This is a genomic window from Mucilaginibacter gossypii (assembly GCF_900100945.1).
Taxonomy (GTDB): domain Bacteria; phylum Bacteroidota; class Bacteroidia; order Sphingobacteriales; family Sphingobacteriaceae; genus Mucilaginibacter; species Mucilaginibacter gossypii.
Genome location: NZ_FNCG01000010.1, coordinates 18918 through 36247 on the forward strand (window position 1 = coordinate 18918; position 17330 = coordinate 36247).

At 47.2% G+C, this 17330-nt stretch carries 13 protein-coding genes; 2 read left to right on the forward strand and 11 right to left on the reverse strand.

What is annotated here, in order from left to right; all coding sequences use genetic code 11:
* The first annotated feature begins 8 nt into the window (after window positions 1-8).
* Entirely contained in the window at window positions 9-629 is a 621-nt protein-coding gene (locus BLS28_RS17825; protein ID WP_091170403.1) for a TetR/AcrR family transcriptional regulator, read from the forward strand.
* A gap of 132 nt (window positions 630-761) precedes the next feature.
* Here BLS28_RS17825 and BLS28_RS17830 read toward each other — a convergent pair whose 3' ends face one another.
* The 6 genes from BLS28_RS17830 to BLS28_RS17855 all read right to left on the reverse strand — a co-directional run bounded on the left by BLS28_RS17830 (window position 762) and on the right by BLS28_RS17855 (window position 8700).
* On the reverse strand, window positions 762-1352 hold the full coding sequence (locus BLS28_RS17830) for an SRPBCC domain-containing protein (protein WP_091170407.1): 591 nt from the start codon (window positions 1350-1352) through the stop codon (window positions 762-764).
* A 138-nt stretch (window positions 1353-1490) separates the two neighbouring features.
* Entirely contained in the window at window positions 1491-2276 is a 786-nt protein-coding gene (locus BLS28_RS17835) for an SDR family NAD(P)-dependent oxidoreductase (RefSeq protein WP_091170412.1), read from the reverse strand.
* A 76-nt stretch (window positions 2277-2352) separates the two neighbouring features.
* A complete protein-coding gene (locus BLS28_RS17840) occupies window positions 2353-2949 on the reverse strand; it encodes a Crp/Fnr family transcriptional regulator (RefSeq protein WP_091170416.1) in 597 nt (198 codons plus the stop codon).
* A 318-nt stretch (window positions 2950-3267) separates the two neighbouring features.
* Window positions 3268-6468 carry an error-prone DNA polymerase gene (locus tag BLS28_RS17845; protein WP_091170419.1) on the reverse strand — a complete coding sequence of 1067 codons (3201 nt, stop codon included), beginning with the start codon at window positions 6466-6468 and terminating at the stop codon, window positions 3268-3270.
* 9 nt (window positions 6469-6477) lie between these two features.
* Window positions 6478-7974 (reverse strand): Y-family DNA polymerase, encoded by a 1497-nt coding sequence (locus BLS28_RS17850; RefSeq protein ID WP_091170422.1) that lies wholly within the window; start codon window positions 7972-7974, stop codon window positions 6478-6480.
* Window positions 7975-7977: 3 nt separating this feature from the next.
* On the reverse strand, window positions 7978-8700 hold the full coding sequence (locus tag BLS28_RS17855; protein WP_091170428.1) for an ImuA family protein: 723 nt from the start codon (window positions 8698-8700) through the stop codon (window positions 7978-7980).
* A 218-nt stretch (window positions 8701-8918) separates the two neighbouring features.
* On the opposite strand from BLS28_RS17855, the gene BLS28_RS17860 reads away from it, so the two are divergent.
* Entirely contained in the window at window positions 8919-12950 is a 4032-nt protein-coding gene (locus BLS28_RS17860; RefSeq protein WP_091170431.1) for a sacsin N-terminal ATP-binding-like domain-containing protein, read from the forward strand.
* Window positions 12951-12996: 46 nt separating this feature from the next.
* Here BLS28_RS17860 and BLS28_RS17865 read toward each other — a convergent pair whose 3' ends face one another.
* The 5 genes from BLS28_RS17865 to traJ are packed head-to-tail and all read right to left on the reverse strand — an operon-like array spanning window position 12997 to window position 17323.
* Complete coding sequence (locus tag BLS28_RS17865; RefSeq protein WP_091170435.1) at window positions 12997-14241, reverse strand: hypothetical protein; 1245 nt, start codon at window positions 14239-14241, stop codon at window positions 12997-12999.
* Window positions 14241-15275 carry a conjugative transposon protein TraM gene (gene traM, locus BLS28_RS17870; RefSeq protein ID WP_091170438.1) on the reverse strand — a complete coding sequence of 345 codons (1035 nt, stop codon included), beginning with the start codon at window positions 15273-15275 and terminating at the stop codon, window positions 14241-14243. The genes BLS28_RS17865 and traM overlap by 1 nt, the downstream gene beginning before the upstream one ends.
* Before the next feature lies 1 nt (window position 15276).
* Window positions 15277-15504, reverse strand: coding sequence for a hypothetical protein (locus tag BLS28_RS17875; protein ID WP_091170441.1), 228 nt, complete (start codon window positions 15502-15504; stop codon window positions 15277-15279).
* Window positions 15501-16121, reverse strand: coding sequence for a conjugative transposon protein TraK (gene traK / locus BLS28_RS17880; protein ID WP_091170962.1), 621 nt, complete (start codon window positions 16119-16121; stop codon window positions 15501-15503). The genes BLS28_RS17875 and traK overlap by 4 nt, the downstream gene beginning before the upstream one ends.
* A 2-nt stretch (window positions 16122-16123) precedes the next feature.
* Window positions 16124-17323, reverse strand: a complete 1200-nt coding sequence (gene traJ, locus BLS28_RS17885) for a conjugative transposon protein TraJ (protein WP_091170443.1) — start codon at window positions 17321-17323, stop codon at window positions 16124-16126.
* Window positions 17324-17330 lie beyond the last annotated feature (7 nt).

A 17330-nucleotide genomic window follows, 5' to 3' on the forward strand; every position in this document is an offset into this window, starting at 1 on the left:
TAATAGTTATGAAAAATAAGGATGAGACCAAGCGCAAACTCATTATGGCGGTATCCCATATTTTCCAAACGGAGGGTTATCGAGGCCTCGGTGTGAATAAGGTCGCTAAACTTGCCGGTGTAAGCAAAAAATTGATATACCGCTATTTTGGGGGCTTCGAACGCCTTGTTGAAGCTTATGTGATGGAAACCGACTACTGGATGCAGTTTTCCGGTGAATTGCGCCAATTGACTGTTCCAAAGGATCTGGAGGGTACGAAGCGCCTGATCAGCCATATACTGAAAAATCAGTTTCTTTATTTTCAATCGGACAAGGCGATGCAGGAACTGATCCTTTGGGAACTATCCAGTAACAGCGACCTGATGCGCAGCATCCACCGGACAAGGGAAATGATGGGACAGCAGGTACTGGAAATGGCAGACCCATATTTAAACAATCCTTCTGTCAATTTCCGGGCGATAGCTGCTTTACTTGTCGGAGGTATATACTATACGATTTTACACACCCGCCACAACGGTGGCTTGTTTACGGATATCGATCTGTCAACGGACAGCGGGCGTGAAGATATACTCAAAGCAATCGACCAGGTAATCGATATGGCTTTTAATCCCGGCCAGACCAGGGTTTAGCTGTGCTCATTCCTATAGCCGGAGTATGTTCCGGGTCTTTATCGGTGTGATTTTAGTTAAAACATGGGAGACATCAGTCCAGATATACTTCTTTTAATAGCTTTTACGCTCAAAAGAGATGGTTCCGGCGCTTCAATTGTCTGATTTTTTTTCTGCTCTTTCTTTCAGCCCCATTAACCAATCCCGAAAATCTTTACGAAGCATATTAGGGGCAAATATTTTCTCTAATTTTGTTCTCGGTCCATTTTGGGACTCGTTGATAACAACCTTGCAGCCTTCTTTGGTGGGGATAATCAGCCATGCATTGTAAATGGTCATTTTTTTGCCCTCCATTTCGCCATACCAGGCTATATTATAGGGAGGATTGAATTCTTTTATTGTTGAAGTGAATTTACCGGCCGGAGACCAAATAAAAACACTGGATGGATTGAGTTTACCGTCAGGTGAATTCAGAAGTACAATGCCCTGCGCTTTTTTGTGCCATTCCGGCCATTTAGCGGCGTGGATGAGAATATCCCAAATCCTTTGCGGTGAAGCTTGAATGTCTATTTCGTTATGTACAAAAAAACCGGCTTCAGACGGTTTGTAGCCTTCCGGCCAGTTGATTTTATCGGAATAAGGTAAACTTGACTCAACTGCTTTTTTGCTTGAATAACAGGATGAAAGCAGTAATGATATACCCGTTAAGCTAAGCAGTACAGATAATAATTTTGTTATTTTCATTTTATGCTCTTTTTAATTTAATATTTACCAGATTTTTCTCTTCGCGTGTCAGCTGTTTAGCCTGAAATATGTTCCTTTTATACTATTGATACTATTATGCCGATTTATGTTAATATAAAAATCTGAATGAAAACCGGGCTACCGGCTTGCTTTCTTCATTACATTTGCTGCGATAGTTAGCCTCAATTGACTTGACGGCAGCATACTTGAAAAGAACGCTTGAATCCTGTTGCCAAACCCTGCAACAACGTGAAGCTTTCCTTTTTTCATAGCATTGTATCCAACCCTGGCGACATCTTCTGCACTCATCACCCCACTCTTATAAAGTTTCGCCTCGCCCATATCGGCTTTTTCGATAAAGCCCGTTTGGGTCGCACCTGGAGAAAGTACAGTGGTGGTTACTCCTGTTTTTTCAAATTCTTTGTGAAGGGCTTCCGTAAAATTGATAACGAAAGCTTTTGATGCGGCATAAACGGCAAAATAAGGCACAGGTTGAAATCCTGCTGTAGATGAAACATTCAGAATTCTTCCATGGCCCCGCTTTATCATTTCTTTTGAACAATAGTGGGTCAGTTCAACCAATGTCGAGATGTTCAGCCCAAGCATTTCCCTGTATTTCTCCATGCTTCTTTCGACAAATGGACCATAATCCCCAAAACCGGCGTTATTGACAAGATGCTCAACCTGCAAAGCGTTTTCATCAATATAGCGTTGGGTGACGTACAATCCGTCTATAACAGAAAGATCTGCAGCTATATAATGTACTTTGATTGGATAATCTTTTTCGAGTTGCTGTTTCAGATTTATCAATTTTGCCTCGCTTCTGGCAATGAGCAGAAGATTGATTTTGTCTTTAGCAAAGAGTTTTGCTATTTCCAGTCCAATACCACCAGAGGCCCCGGTAATTAATGCAATTTGTTCCATTTTGATGTTTTTTAGTTTGGCGGAACAAAATTGGCACAGTTTATCTGCCTAATCATTCACATTTGTGAAGAAATGATTAACGCCTGGAAATTTCTGCACGCAAGCGACTGAGGCTTTGGGGTGCTATGCCAAGATGAGATGCGATAAGATAATGCTGAAACTTATTGAGCAGGTACGGCGTTTCCCGAAGCAGGTTTAAGTAACGCTCTTTGGCAGATAGGGTCAATAATGTAAAGGCTTTTTTATGGCTTACCTGGTAGCATTGTTCTGCCATGATCCTCATAAGCTCCTGCATTTTGGGAAATTGCCTGAGTAATTTCTGCAGTTTTTCATAATGAAGCTCTATTGCTTCTATTTCGGTGATAGCCTGAAAAGTAAGTGGCGTCGGAGTTTGTTGAAGAAAGCTATTGAAATCAAAAATGAAATAGTTGTCAAAAGTGGAATCCTCGTCATTAAAATAAAAGCTCCAGGTATATTCCTGGCCCTCGCCATTGACGAACACAGATCTTGCCGATCCGGAAATGACAAATAATATTGCTTTGCAGATTTTCTTATTTGCTAAAATGAATTCATTGGGGGCATATTTTTTTACGGTCAAAGCATTTGCGATTAAAATCCTCTCATCTTCTTCCAAGTCAATGTACTTTTCAACAAATTTTATTAACTGATTCATCGCATGCTTTGACAATAAATATAGTAATTTATTCTATTGATGAATCGCGTCCCGCTGCGCTTTCAAGTTTTGTGCTGATATTTTGTTGCTTTGATTGCAGCAGGTGGCAGTTTTATTAAAAATTGGGTATCAATAAAGTAGAATGCCTGTATACCGATATAGTTCAGGCTTTTTTAGCGCCTAAAAACAATTTGACTTCCTTGCCATCCTTCGCGGGATAACCTGGTGACGGTTGCTTCTTTTCGACTTCACCGGCATTGTGCATTAACAATTTTATCTGCGGCCCTCCATGCAATCATGGCCCATCGTACCTGGCAATCAATGAAAATTGCGCCCTTTATGGAAAGCCCCTTCCGTTGGCACGGCGGGTGGCGTTGAACGGCCATCATAATTGCCCGGCTTGGTGGTTTCATCGCCGCGGGCTAACGTTTGCGGCATCTCGGTTTCGGTCAGGCTGCGCAACAGCGCGCTGAGGTTAAAGCACCGGCGTACCACCAGGTGGGTGACGCCATTGGCTACCTGTAATTTACCCATCACCATGAGCAATTTGGACTGCACGATCTCTTTGCGGTATTCGTCGAACAATTGCTGCCAGACCACCAGGTTAGCTGACCCGGTCTCATCTTCCATGGTCATAAAGAGTACGCCTTTAGCTGTTCCCGGCCGCTGCCGCACGGTGATCAGTCCTGCCAGTCGCACGAAGTCACCGTCTTTATAACGGGCCAGGTCGCTGATCCGCACATTACGGAGACGGTTTAACTGGCCCCGTAACAAGCCTACAGGATGGTCTTTAAGCGAAAGTCCGGTAGAGATATAATCCTGCACCACATGCTCTCCGCGGGTCATCAGCGGTAAAGGCACGATATCTTCCAGCGTCGTTTCCGAAACCTGTCCGTCAAATAAGCCGATGGGCCGGTCAGCCAGCGCCGATACTTCCCACAAAGCCATTCGCCGGTCGGCCCCCATCGACCGGAAAGCATCGGCATCCGCCAATTTTTCCAGTGCGGCCTCGGGTACGCCTGCGGCCCTTAACTGATCGATATGGCGGTAACCCTTTTCACGCATAGTGACAAGTACGGTCATATCATCCTCGCGCAACCCTTTGACCTGCCGAAAACCTAAACGTACTGAGTGATACTTACCATCCTTATTTTCTAATATGTTATCCCATTCGGAATAATTTACATCCACCGGCAATACCTGGATGCCGTGTTCCCGCGCATCCCGAACGATCTGTGCCGGCTGGTAAAAGCCCATAGGCTGGCTGTTGAGCAGTGCTGCGCAAAAGACATCGGGATAATAATGTTTCAGCCAGCAGGATACATAAACCAGTAAGGCAAATGAAGCTGCGTGACTTTCCGGAAAACCATAGCCTTCGAAACCCTGTAACTGTTTGAATATCCGGCGGGCGAAATCTTCTTCATAGCCACGCGATACCATACCATCGACCAGTTTTTTTTCATAAATGTGCAGTTTGCCGTTGGCCTTGAAAGACGCCATGCTGCGCCGCAACTGGTCTGCTTCGGCGGGTGTAAACCCTGCGGCGACGATGGCGATTTCCATAGCTTGCTCTTGAAAAAGCGGCACCCCCAATGTTCGCCCGAGTATTTCTTCCAGTTCTTTGGATGGATAAACCACCGGTTCCTCACCGTTTCGCCTGCGCAAATAGGGATGCACCATATCACCCTGGATCGGGCCGGGCCGGACGATGGCCACTTCGATCACCAGGTCGTAAAAACAACGGGGTTTCAGCCGCGGCAGCATGGACATTTGTGCGCGGCTTTCGATCTGGAACACGCCGATGGTGTCCGCCTTGCAGATCATGTCGTAAACCAGGGAATCGTCCTGCGGTATATTAGCCAGGGTCAGGCGCGGCCCGTAATGTTTTAAAACCAAATCGAAAGCTTTGCGGATCATCGTAAGCATACCCAAACCCAGTACATCTATCTTTAAAATGCCCAAATCTTCCAGGTCGTCCTTGTTCCACTCTACCTGCGTGCGGTTTTCCATACGGGCGTTCAGCACCGGGCAGAAATCGGATAGCTTGCCCTCTGTAATCACGAAGCCGCCGGTATGCTGGCCTAACTGGCGGGGAAAGCCGATCAGTTCGCTGGTCAGTTCGAGCACTTTGCGGGTAAGCGGATCATGCGGGTTTAGCCCCTGGTCGCGCAGCCGTTTTTCGTCGAAGCCCTCCTCGTAAAAATCCCAGATGGTGGCACCGATGCGTTTGATGGTGTCTTCGGACAGCCCCATGGCCTTACCGACATCCCTGATAGCGCCTTTATGCCGTTCCTGCGTGACGGTAGCGACAATGGCCGCACGCTCGCGGCCGTAGTCGTTATAAATGAATTGAATGATCTCTTCGCGCCGCTCATGCTCATAATCCACATCGATATCCGGCCATTCATCACGGGCCTCCGACATAAAGCGGGAAAACAACAAGCGGGATTTGGCGGGGTTTACTGCGGTAATGCCCAGGCAAAAACAAACCGTGGAGTTGGCCGCGGAGCCGCGTCCCTGGTGCAGGATGCCCAGGTCTTCTGCTTTTTGCGTTTTCTTGTAAACCCTCAGGAAATACCAGGCCAGCCTGCGCTTTTCAATAAAGGCCAGCTCAAATTCGATCTGCTTTTTGTGCTTTTCCGGGATAGGATCACCGAAGACCGCTTTGGCGCGTTCCCAGGTCAGTTGCGACAGCCGCTGCTGGCGGGTCAGGCCGTTCACCAGTTGCTCCGGCGGTTCCAGGTATTTGATCTCATCCAGCGAAAAATTGCAGCTATCCGCGATCATCGTCGCATTGGACAAAGCTTCGGGGTATCGCCTGAACAGCCGGCCGATCTCCTCCAACGGTTTCAGGAAACACTCCGCATTGGGATGCAGCTTGAACCCCGCTGTATGGATGGTGCATTTTTCCCGTATACAGGTTAAGATATCTTGTAATTCGCGGCGCTCAGCGATATGGTAATGTACATCCCCGGTAGCTACCAGCGGCACGCCGGTTTCAGCCAGCCGGAACAAGCGTTTGGCGTCCTGTCCTCGGTAGTTAAAAGAAGCAGCCAGGTAAAGGGAGCGGCCAAATTGTTGACGATACGCGGAAAGGTCTTTTAGAAATTGTTCATCCAGCTCAAAACGGCTGTTCAGTTGCGCCGGGGGCACCACCACAAACAGGCTGCCTTCCCGGTGCGCATATACATCTTCCCGGTACAGTTCACATTGGCCTTTCTCCGTTCGCAGATTGCCTTTGGTCAATAAAGCGGACAAACGCCCGTAAGCGGTTATATCGGTCGGGTAAGCCAGTAAACTGGGTCCATCCATCAAATCCAGGCGGCAGGCAGGTATAAAACGGATACCTGCCTGCTTTGCCGCCATGTGTGCCCGCACAATCCCCGCAAAACTATTACGGTCGGTGATCGCGATGGCGGCATAGCCTAAAGCCGCGGCCTGCTCTGCCAGTTCATGCGGATGCGAGCCGCCACGCAGGAAGCTGAAGTTGGAAGTGGCCTGTAATTCCGCGTAATTCATGTGATCTCTTTAAGCAAAATAACCGTGTAAGTACCATTGCGCATCGCCGCCGTCATAATGACCTGAGCGAAACACCCAGTAGCGCTGGCCTTCACTGTCTTCTATGACGTAATAATCCCGGTGTTCTCCTTTGTCCCGCCACCATTCACGGCCGATCCGTTCCGGGCCGTCCGCTTTGGCGACCTGGTGTCGTTTGCCTATATGAACAAACTGTTTGGGCGGATGATCCGGCACCAATGCCATGACCTCTATAGCTTCCGGCTTTTGCAGTAAACGGATCGGTCGCGGCAATTCAGGCCAGGCGGTCTGCGGTTCCTCGGTCAATGTAGAGGCCAGTTTAACCGAGCGTTCCGGCCAGTGGTTTTCGGAAGGCAGGTAACGCCGGATCGCCTCCGGGCCGACCTTACCGGCGATGCGGTCCAGCAGTTCGGCCAGCGCAGTATCGGCCAGCCCTTTCGCCTCTGCCCATAATTGTTCCTGCACCGTTTCCATATCTTCCACACGCGGCGCTTCCAGTACGAATAATTCAATACCCAGGGCCGGTTCGATCTTGCTGATTTGCAGCTCGAACAAACGCATCAGGTGTGAGATACTATGTGAACCTTTGGCAGTGGTGATGCTGACTTGCACTTTGCGGCCATCGATACGGTGACATTTCAGGATAGCTTTGCGCACGCCCTTACCTTCATTCTGCAAACGCAGGCACAGCATTTCCAATAATTTTTTGATGGCGATCTCTATGGCAGGCGCGGTACGGATAGGTTCCAGGCAAGGCAGGCGTTCCGAATAAGGAACAGGCGGCACCAGTAGTTCGCGGTACTCTTCTGTGCGGCCGAGCGCCTGGTCTATCCGTAATAACAGTTCCTGGCCAAAACGGCGGCGCAAAGCCTGTGGTGCAGTTGCCAGTAAAGGCCCGATGTTTCTAAAACCCAGTTTCTGCAAACGTTCCAATGGTTCCGGTTCCAGGCGTAAAGCCGCAGGCGGCAGACCGGTAATCGCCGCAGCCTGTTCGCCGGAAGCAATGATGGGCCGTTTTTGCGCGAAGCGTGCTACCGCCCAGGCCGTGCCCATCGTATCAGCAATAGCGGCACGGGCATCAAAGCCGGCCGCACGCAGTTTCAGCACGATCTCTTTCAGGTATTCCCGCTCACCGCCCCACAAATGTGTGCAGCCGGAAATATCCAGCAGCAGCCCGTCCGGCAGGTCTATCGATACCATAGGTGTATAACGGATGCAGCCCAGGCCGATCAGCCGCAATAGTTTAGCTGCCTGGCCTGGTACCTCGTCAACGACGACAAGATCGCCGCTAGCAGCCCGCGCATCCGCTGCCGCCATGCCTGTAAACGCGCCTTCGCGCTCGGCTGTGGGGCTGGAAGCGGTAATGATGATCTTGTTTTTGACCGGGGCGGCCAGTACGAAAGGCAGGTCTTTGAGTTCAGGCCGGCGCCGTGCCAGCCCGTCCGTCAGCAGGTGCCGGAACCAAATGGCCATATAACGCTTCTGCATAACTCAACCTACCTGCCTTTCTTCGCTGATCAATATTTCTTCGGCCGGAACAAAATGCCCGTCCTGCCATTCCAGTTGCCAGCTACCTGTGTGCCCGTTACGTACTTTGAGTAAGTCCACCTGCCACCTCAAAAATCCTAACCCGGGCAACCCGTTCATATCGGCACTGGGTAAAGACCTGACCTGCCAACGTGCGGCACAAGCCGTAGAACTCAGTTTATCTTTGGTATTGCGTAAGACAAAACCTGTCACCCGGCTATTTTCGACAGCGAGTTGAAAACGCCTCGATTGCTTAAAATCCATTTCCCGCAGTTCGCAAACCACGGCGGTAAGCCCGGAACATTTCAGCGCCTCTTCCATCACCCAGAGCGTATCCTTGTCTTTATGTAAACTGATAAATATTACCTGGTGCGGGGCAATGCCGAAAGCTGCCAGCGCGGGCGCAAACAACCGTCTTTCCCTGCCGATCCATACACAAACACCGCTTTTTTGCATCAGCATGGACAAAATACCGCTAACCAATCCACCTGAAGCTGCGGCCTGCTCACTATTGGCGCAAACCAGTTCATGTACGCTGTGCTGCGGGAAAACGCCGTTGGGGAAAGCTGTTTCTAAGGGGCCCAGGCCTAAAACGCCGCGCCTGCCTGCTTCGGGCGGTCTATAGCCTTCCAATTGCAAAATATCTTTTTGCAGCCTTTCGATCAGTTCTCTTTTCGCATCGGCCATGACATTAAATTTGGGACAGTAAAGTTATGCTAATATTTTTAGCATTTTACAATTTATTTTTACATTTGTTTTAATGAATGCCTGGTTTAAAAGCTTGCAGAAACGCATGAAAGTGAGATTTCAACGTTTTTGTATCATTTGATTGCTTATCTTACTTACATTTGAAGTGACTGTTAGCTATCGACTGTACGTCATATAGATTTAAACCTCATCTTTTAATGAACGAAGTATTGACTCCCGCTAAACTTCAGCAGATTGTTGCTGATATTTTTAAGTATAATCAGGACAAAAACGAATATGACAGGATATCCGACAGGAATGTTCAGCAGCTTTTTGCAACGTCTTACCAAACAAGATATTTTCTTGAACTTATACAAAACGCACGAGACGCGATCGTTGAAGGTGGTAAAGGCGCAGGTAAAGTCAAGACATGGGTAGCAAATGATACACTTTTTTTTGCCAATAATGGAGTCCCTTTTGATGAAAAGGGTGTGCAAAGTTTATGTTATCCGGCAGTTTCGCGGAAAGACTCAAAGGAATTTATCGGGCATAAAGGCATCGGCTTTAATGCAGTGCTGGAAATAACTGACCGTCCGGAGGTGATCACAGAAGTTGGCACTTTCTATTTCAATGTTGAGGACGCAGCAGATGAACTGGTAAACTGGAAACCTATAGACATCGCCCTTTTCAGATTTCCAATGTTTCGGTCAGCTAGCATAAGTGACCTTTTTCCTGATTTGGCGGCACAGGGCTTTACTACCATTTTTGCTTTACCGCTAAATAATGAGTTTAAAAACAGAATAGATCAAATTGAACAAAATGTTATCTCTGGTGCCGACCTCGTTTTCCTTGAATTTATCAAAGAGATAGACCTTTTTGATTCATTTATCCATCTGAATGATGTAGGCGCTACGTTGCAGGTGATCGAAGATGAAGAACCGACCGAATACCACATTTACCAAGGTCAGGTGGTTATGTCAGATGAAGACATAGCAACGTTTGCAGAAGAAGAGCAAACCATATTCAGAGACACCGACACGGTAGAATGCAAATTCTTACTTCAGGTCAATGATGATGGCCGCTTTGAGCCAAGACCGGATTCTAAATTACATTTGTACTATGCAATGAAATTTACAACTGGCTTTGCTTTCAGTATCCATAGTTTGTTTTCAGTCACATTAGAACGAAAAGGATTGCATGAGACCAGTAAACTCAACAAAAAGCTATTTAAAGGCATCGCTGAATATTATTGTGGAATTTTTTTAACTGCAATCAAACAAGACTTTCCCGATCAGGTATTAGAGGTCATGGCTTACGAACGCCATCCTAATAATAACTTAGGTGCATTTTATGATGAAATAAAAAAAAATCTGCGTCAGCAGGAACTTATCTACCATGGACCCTCAGCGAGGTTTTGCTGTCCCTCGGAAATATTGTTAGTCAGCAATAAAGAATACGAATTGTGCCGAGACGGTTTCCTTGGCGATTACTGTTTAATGGTTGTGCCAAGTAACTGGAAAATCAAAAAATGGTTGATTGATGAATGCGGAGTAAGCGAATTGACCAATGCTATCTTTGCCTCTAAGGTCGAAGAAAAATGCATTCAATATATCAACGAACCTGGATTTTTTCAATCAGTATATGATTATGCCATTACCAAACAAATTGACCTCTCGCGTAAAGCCATATTATTAACCCAGGGCAGCGGTTGCGTAACGGGAAATCAAACAGCTGTCTATTATCAGGATGGCACATCTCTCAAGGCACCGCAGGTATTAGAAGATTCTGTGTCCTTTTTAAGTGATAGCATCAAATTAACAGGCGGCCCCGCTGAGCAAAATAAATTTCTTGGGGTAAAGAATTTCACTGCGCGAAACCTCATCGATATAGCACTTGATGTGCTGAAAAGAGTGCAAAAAGATGAGGTCGGCAGGCGTGTAATGATAGAATTAATCGAATTTTTGGTACAGTTCGACGAACTTCAGGAACGTGATCATACCGTAATTGCCCAATCGGTAGAGCTGCCGGTATATCATCTTCATTCTGGCCAACGGTCCTGGCGTTCCCCGGCATTCCTGCCCATCTATTTTGAAGACTTTGATTTTGCGGAGGATTATGACCGTGATCTTTGGGCGCTCAATTGGGACGCATTTGATTTGGGCGATATGCCGAAAAATAAATGGCGTGAGTTATTTGAAGCGATCGGCATTTGGACTATACCGGGATTGACTTTAGTCGCAGAAACCGTTTTTGAAGATGAGACGGGAGCCATAATGACTGTGCAGCGGGACAGGGTTCTACACGTTCCGCAAAAGCTATCGCCTCGGTTTTCACAAATGCTCCTTGAAAATTGGGAGGTTTATAGAAACGAGATCGTACTCGATCAAATAAATAAAGCGATTGTCGTCAATAACACCAGTTACGGACAGCCTTCCTACCGTTTTAAAAATTCTTCATTTTATCGAACACTTTGGGAACTGGAATGGATATTTGCCAAATTGGGCGATACCCTTACGCCAAAATCGCCTTCAGACGTCATCTTTATGAATTCCAAGGAAAGCGGTAAGTTACAAAGCCGAATTTTTTATGATTACTTCCCGGTCTGTGAATTAAATGAGACGCTCTACAAAGAGGCGATCAGTGATCTGGAATTGATGCATTTAAATTATGAAGACAATGCAAATTATATGCGCATACTGTGTTATTTCGCCGCGTCATACCCCGAGATAGCACAAGATGCAGACGGCACAAAATTTGAAAAGTGCTATAATCGCCTGCTTTATCTTTTGACCGAATATTATCATTCGTTAAAAGGGCGCAGCTACGTTGGCGAGCTTAAGAAAATTCCGTTCTTATCCCGCCATATAACCACGCAGGAATACGCTTGGACACCTGGAGAAGATTGCATTCATATCAATGAAAAAATATTACTAGATGAACTATTGCTTCATGGGCTTACAGACAAACTAGCCCATCAATTTGCCTTTACAAAAAGGGACAAAAGAGATTGGGGGCGCTATGCAAAAGATATCGGTAAGCCATTGACAAAGCTGGTTACTTTTGCAATCAAAGGTGAAGGCGAACCCAAACCCCTGATCGAGCTAACGCCGCATATTGCGTTGCTGACAGCTATTGTTGAAGATGATCTCGACGAAAGTTTCGATGATGGCACCCTGCTAATCATGAAGGAAATGAATGTCTACGTTCATAAGCCACTGGAGATCGTATATACATTCGGCAACGGCGACCATGAAGCAGATATCAGACAAATCGTTTTTACAGAAGGTGAAGAAGAAGATACTGAAGTAGCCCTCAGCATCAATGCGCTGACGACCCACAGGGATTTAGCGATCGTATTACAGGATTTTTTTGAGCATTTTACGAATGAAGAATTAAAACGGATCAATCTGTTATTCGAACGTATTCTGAGGATACTTCACCGCAGGACAGAGGTAGAGCGATTTCTTTCTGAATGTAATATAGATCAGACAAGATTGGATCATATTAGTGAAATATTAGCTCAGCCTTATTTTGTTGAACCTAACACCATTGCAGCCCCAGTCATGGTGAGCACCTCGCCGGTCACCGCCAAACCAAGAATCGTTACCAAAACAACCATAGTGCAGGAACCGGTGGAAATAACGGAGGTTGAACAGCAAGGTACCTTTCATGACTATACCAATCTATTATCTCAGCACATTTCTAACCAAGCGGAGGAATTTCAACCGGCAATACCCAATCCAGCATCTAACTCAGCCCATACGATTTCTGGCGGTAGCTCCGGCGGATTCGGCGTATTCAAGCCGCGTCGGCGCCTTGCTGACGATCTCATGAAAGACGTGGGGATGTTCGCAGAACATCATATCTATCAGCGTTTGCAGCAAGGTGAAGTGAGCCTATTGCAAAAACTTGGTATTTCCGAAGCTGTTGCTGCTGCTGTTCACTGGTTTAATATACTTAAATTGGAAGACGACGATATAGACGATCAGAGTATCGGACATGGACACGATTTTTATCATGCCGGTTTAGATCTCGCTCTGGAGATCAAAGGGATGATGGCTCAAACACCCTTTATAACTCTTACGGGTCCAGAGTTGGAAAGTATGCGTTTGAGGAGAGGTAATTATCATTTAATCATCGTTAAAAACATCTTTGATCCGCCGAACATTAGGCCATTAGTTATCAGTGACCCATGGGGAAAGATTATGGCTGGAGAACTTCGGTTCATGGACGCCAATCTCTATATATAGGCAGTTGTTGAAAAGCCCCGGGCGCTTACAACCGGGGCTCTTTGCATTAAACTTTAACTCCTTTGTTCTTTCGCGGCTTTTTTGCGGGCGCAGCCTCCTGTTTCTGCGCTTGTTGCTGGCCTTGGTTTGTATCGTTCTTTAACTCTGGCTTTTTGTAATGCTCCAGTTGCTGGGCTTCCCCTTTCCAGTTCGTCAGGTTCACCCGGTGTTCGGCCGGATTGGCTTCTAAATACAATTTTACTTCCTTGCCATCCTTCATCGCGGTCACCTGGTGGCGATTGCCTTTTTCCAATGACTTCATCAGCTTTTCACGGGCACCTTCTTCATCAATGCCGACGATAGCTAATTTATCGATGGCGCGTTCAGGTTTATAATTCCAGCCTTCGGTAAATGGCCGTAACTTAAAATTGCCGTTCTCTGTTTTGTTTTCTTTGTCGATGATGATCCAGGCGTTGTATTTTTCCCCTTCGAGGTTCTCCAACTGCTTGTGAACCGCCCGTCCTTCCATCAGGTTATAAGCTTCTTTAGCAGTAATACCGCCGCCTTTATTGATATAAAAGGTTTGCTGCATCTCTTTGTCTCTTAAGGCGGCGTCGTACTTATTGAAAAAATACATGTCATTTTGGTCTCCTGCCTTATAGTGCAGGGTATAATCAACGTTCTGCTTATTGTATTCCTGGTCAGTGGTCAGGGTAAATTCCTTTTTACCCGATTTGATGTTTTTTTCCAGTTCCTGGTTGAGTTTCTCGCCAAACCCCAGGTTCAGCAACTGCTTTTGCAGGTAATTCAGATTTTCTGTGTTCATATGTTCTTGATTTAAAAAGTTTGATAAATTGTTATTTGGTATCAGGAAGGCCTGCGCCTTTTTTTGATCAAAATAATCCGGCATGTCGTCGGCTATGAACGGACCTTCAAAGCCTTTTTGAAGCACCTGTCTCACCAGGTCCCTTGAAATTTCAGGGCTGAAAATGGCATAGAAATATTTATCCGTTCCCGGCTCGTAGATTGCCGCGTCAAGGTGATCAAACAGCAAAGGTCCGTACGTGTCACACCGCTGAATATCCAGTGAGTAGTTCAGCACCAGGGGGCCGATGTGCTCCTGATGCGGCAGCTTGAAATCATCGGTGCCGTTTAAAATGCGGTTGCGTAGACGATCGGCTATTTCCGGTTCAACATACCCCAGGCCGGCCAGTTGCGTTTTCAGTTCAAAAAAATTAATAGCCGCTCGCATATCATATTCGTCGAAGTAGTCGGTCTCCCTCGGGTCCATATTCAGTTCGTCCTCTTCCATTAGTTCTTCCTCCCGTTATCCCGTAACAGCACCGGGTATTCATTACTCAGTTTCACTTTGATCTTCCTGATCTTCTTGCTGAACAGACCCTTCGCGGCATTAACGCCTCCGGCTGCAGCCTGCGCACCCAATGATTGGTCCATGGTCAGAAACTGCATACTTTGTAAGGCTTCGTCAGCACCACCGCTTGCAGCACCGGATAATTCCGCTTCAGGTGCGGGTATGCCGGGCATACCGTCTAAACTGAAAACCGTCAGGTCAACCGGAATGATCTGCTTATCCAGCCTTATATTTTGTATCGTCAACAGCAGGCGCTGGTTGGTAACCTGGCAAACGCCGAACAGTTGCTGGCCTTTTTGCAATAATTGGTTTTTGATGGTTACCGTATCGGTCAACTTCAACCGGACGGCTGCGCCGTCCGCTACTTTCTGTTTGCCATCGACGATAGCCGGTATGGCCCGGAACGGTGTAATGGCCTCTTTTTTGGGTGCCGGTGTTTTGACCGATGCAGGGTTTTGAATAGCCTGTATCTTATCCAGCATGTTGTTTAACTGTCGCATTTCCGGGTCGGGTGCGTTGTTCCCGCCATTCATATTGCGCATCATTTTTTTAAGCTGCTTTACCTGCTGCGGCTCCGGCTCGTCATAACCGGCAGGCTGTTGGCGTACTTCCTGCGGCTGGCTTAGTTGTTTATTTAACTGTGCCAGTTTTACCTGTATCTTTTTTGCCTGGTCATCGGGCGTGGCAATAGAATCGGTTTTTTGTGCTGATGTTTTGTCCAGTCCCATCGACTTTAAAAAAGCGGGGTTTACACCATCCTGCGTGGAATCATGTTGGGCAGCCTGGTAAACAGCCATTTTACCGGTGCTGGCTTTATCGTTGAACTGTGCTTCCGGGAGGTCGGTGTCCAGGCCTTTATTTTTGGTAATGGGTTTGCTGCCGGCTTTTCCGCCGCCCAGAGCCCAAAAGGCCATCGTCAGGAACGGAATGATCAGTAGCGGTAAAACCATCAGGAATTTTCGTTGCTTTTCCATATCAGTGTTTTTTAAGGGTTAATGAATCGTTGAATTGCGGCCCGGAGGGTTTGCCGATATGCTGTGGTATACTGTTCGTATATACCTTGGTGTCAAAACCGATATAATGAATACTCAGCCATAACAGCCCGAGGAACAGGAGGCAAAATGCAAAGTAGTAATACACCTGCCTGGCTTCATCGAGGTTATTATACCAGCAACTGAAACGGTCAATAATGTTTCGTATCATGGCTGGTTATTGATGGTGGTGTCACGGTTAGCCAGGGTTTCCCAATGCTCGATAAGGAACCCGTGCGGATTGTTGTCTGAACGGCTGACATTACGGAGGTAACCTTGCGTAACCAGCAGTTTATTGATCGTCGACGTCGCTCGGATCAGCTTTTCCGTCGCGAAGCATTTGAACGCATACGGATAGCTGTTCATGTTCAACTGGATGCTGTCGACCGCTATGGTCTGGCTGATGTTCCCGGAGATCAGGTTATTGTAATAGCTTTTCTCCTTCAGGTCATCGTACTGGTTGCGTGCGCTTTCATCGGCCAGGTATAACGCTTTGCTGATATTGCTTTCAATGACCTTCTCGTCGGGGTCAAGCGTAAAAAAATAGTGATGAAACATTTTAATATGGTCCCGCGCTTCGACGGGGATGTTATCTTTCCGGTCGGCTGCAATTGCTTCCAGCGCTTTGCCGTTGGCTAACACGTAAATATGCGCGGATGCTCTCTGATAGGCCGCAAAGGCAAAATAAATAGCCGCAACGGAGATAATGGCACTGGTTAAAATGACCAGCGCGACAATGCGCTTATTCTGCTGGAAGGCCGTTTCGATATTTCTGAGGTGTGTGAACATGATCATTGTTTTTTAGGATTACCATTTAGTTTTTCCGCCTGGGCATTATTTGAACCCGCCGAATGGTAGCCTTCGGCGATATACCCGGGCGTGTTGATGATGTTTTTAAAACCCTCGGCCATGCGGCCGCCCGCAGCCGCACCGACGGTTGACGTTACCGAACTGACGCCGCCCATGGTCAGATTGGTGACCTTGTTTAATAAACCGTTGCCACCACCGGGATTGATGATATAACCGGCAACCGCGGGCACCGTAAAATAGCCGACGATGCCGATGAGTAGAAAAATGAGGTAGGCTGTATCGGTGGAACTGAAGAACGTATCGCCCGCGCTTTGTACCTGCTGGATATCCAGCCTCAGCATATTTTCCTGTACTTTCCCGATAATGCTGCCGAAAATATTGGCGACAGGTAACCACAGAAAGACATTCAGGTATTTAGCCAGCCAGGTCGTCAGCGTATGCTGGAAACCATCAAAGACGGAAAGGCCGAATACTAACGGGCCAAGTATGGCTAGTACCACGAGGTAAAAGGTCCGGATGGTATTGATACATAAGGCCGCGGCTTCATAAACTACCTGTAGCACTTCCGACATCCATTGTTTCACGCTGTTGCGGAACTTATAGCTGGCTTTGTCCATGGCGAATTTGACATCGTTACCGAGGCTCGAGAGCATCTTATCATCTTTTCCTTCGGGATCATCGGGATGAGTATATTTATACCATTTATCACGGTCACCTTCACCGCTATCACCGACATATATCTGCCAGGTATTTGTTTTCTCGATAGCTGCCTCTTTCTGGGCCAGCAGTTTGGCAATAGCGGCATCTGAATTTCGGACCATGCCGCCGGTGACGGTAACGACCGGGTTCATCACACCGTTGATCACCGCGATCACGGTGGGGAATAACAGGATCGCCATTCCTAACCCGAATGGCCGCATCAGCGGGTAAAAGTCGACGGCCTCAGCATTGGCCAGGTGCCGCCAGACCCTTGCGGCGATATACCAAAGCGCACCGAAGGCGGCGATGCCGCGGGCCACGCCGATCAGTTGGCTGCACATCGGGAGCATTTCGGAATAAACGTTATCCAGAACACTTTGCAGGCCGTGAATGTCATCTACCAGCCCGTCGGCCCTGGAAAATAAGGGAATGAATATCCCCGTCAGCGCCAGTATGGCGCTTAATAATAGCTTCTTTTTCATAAAGTTC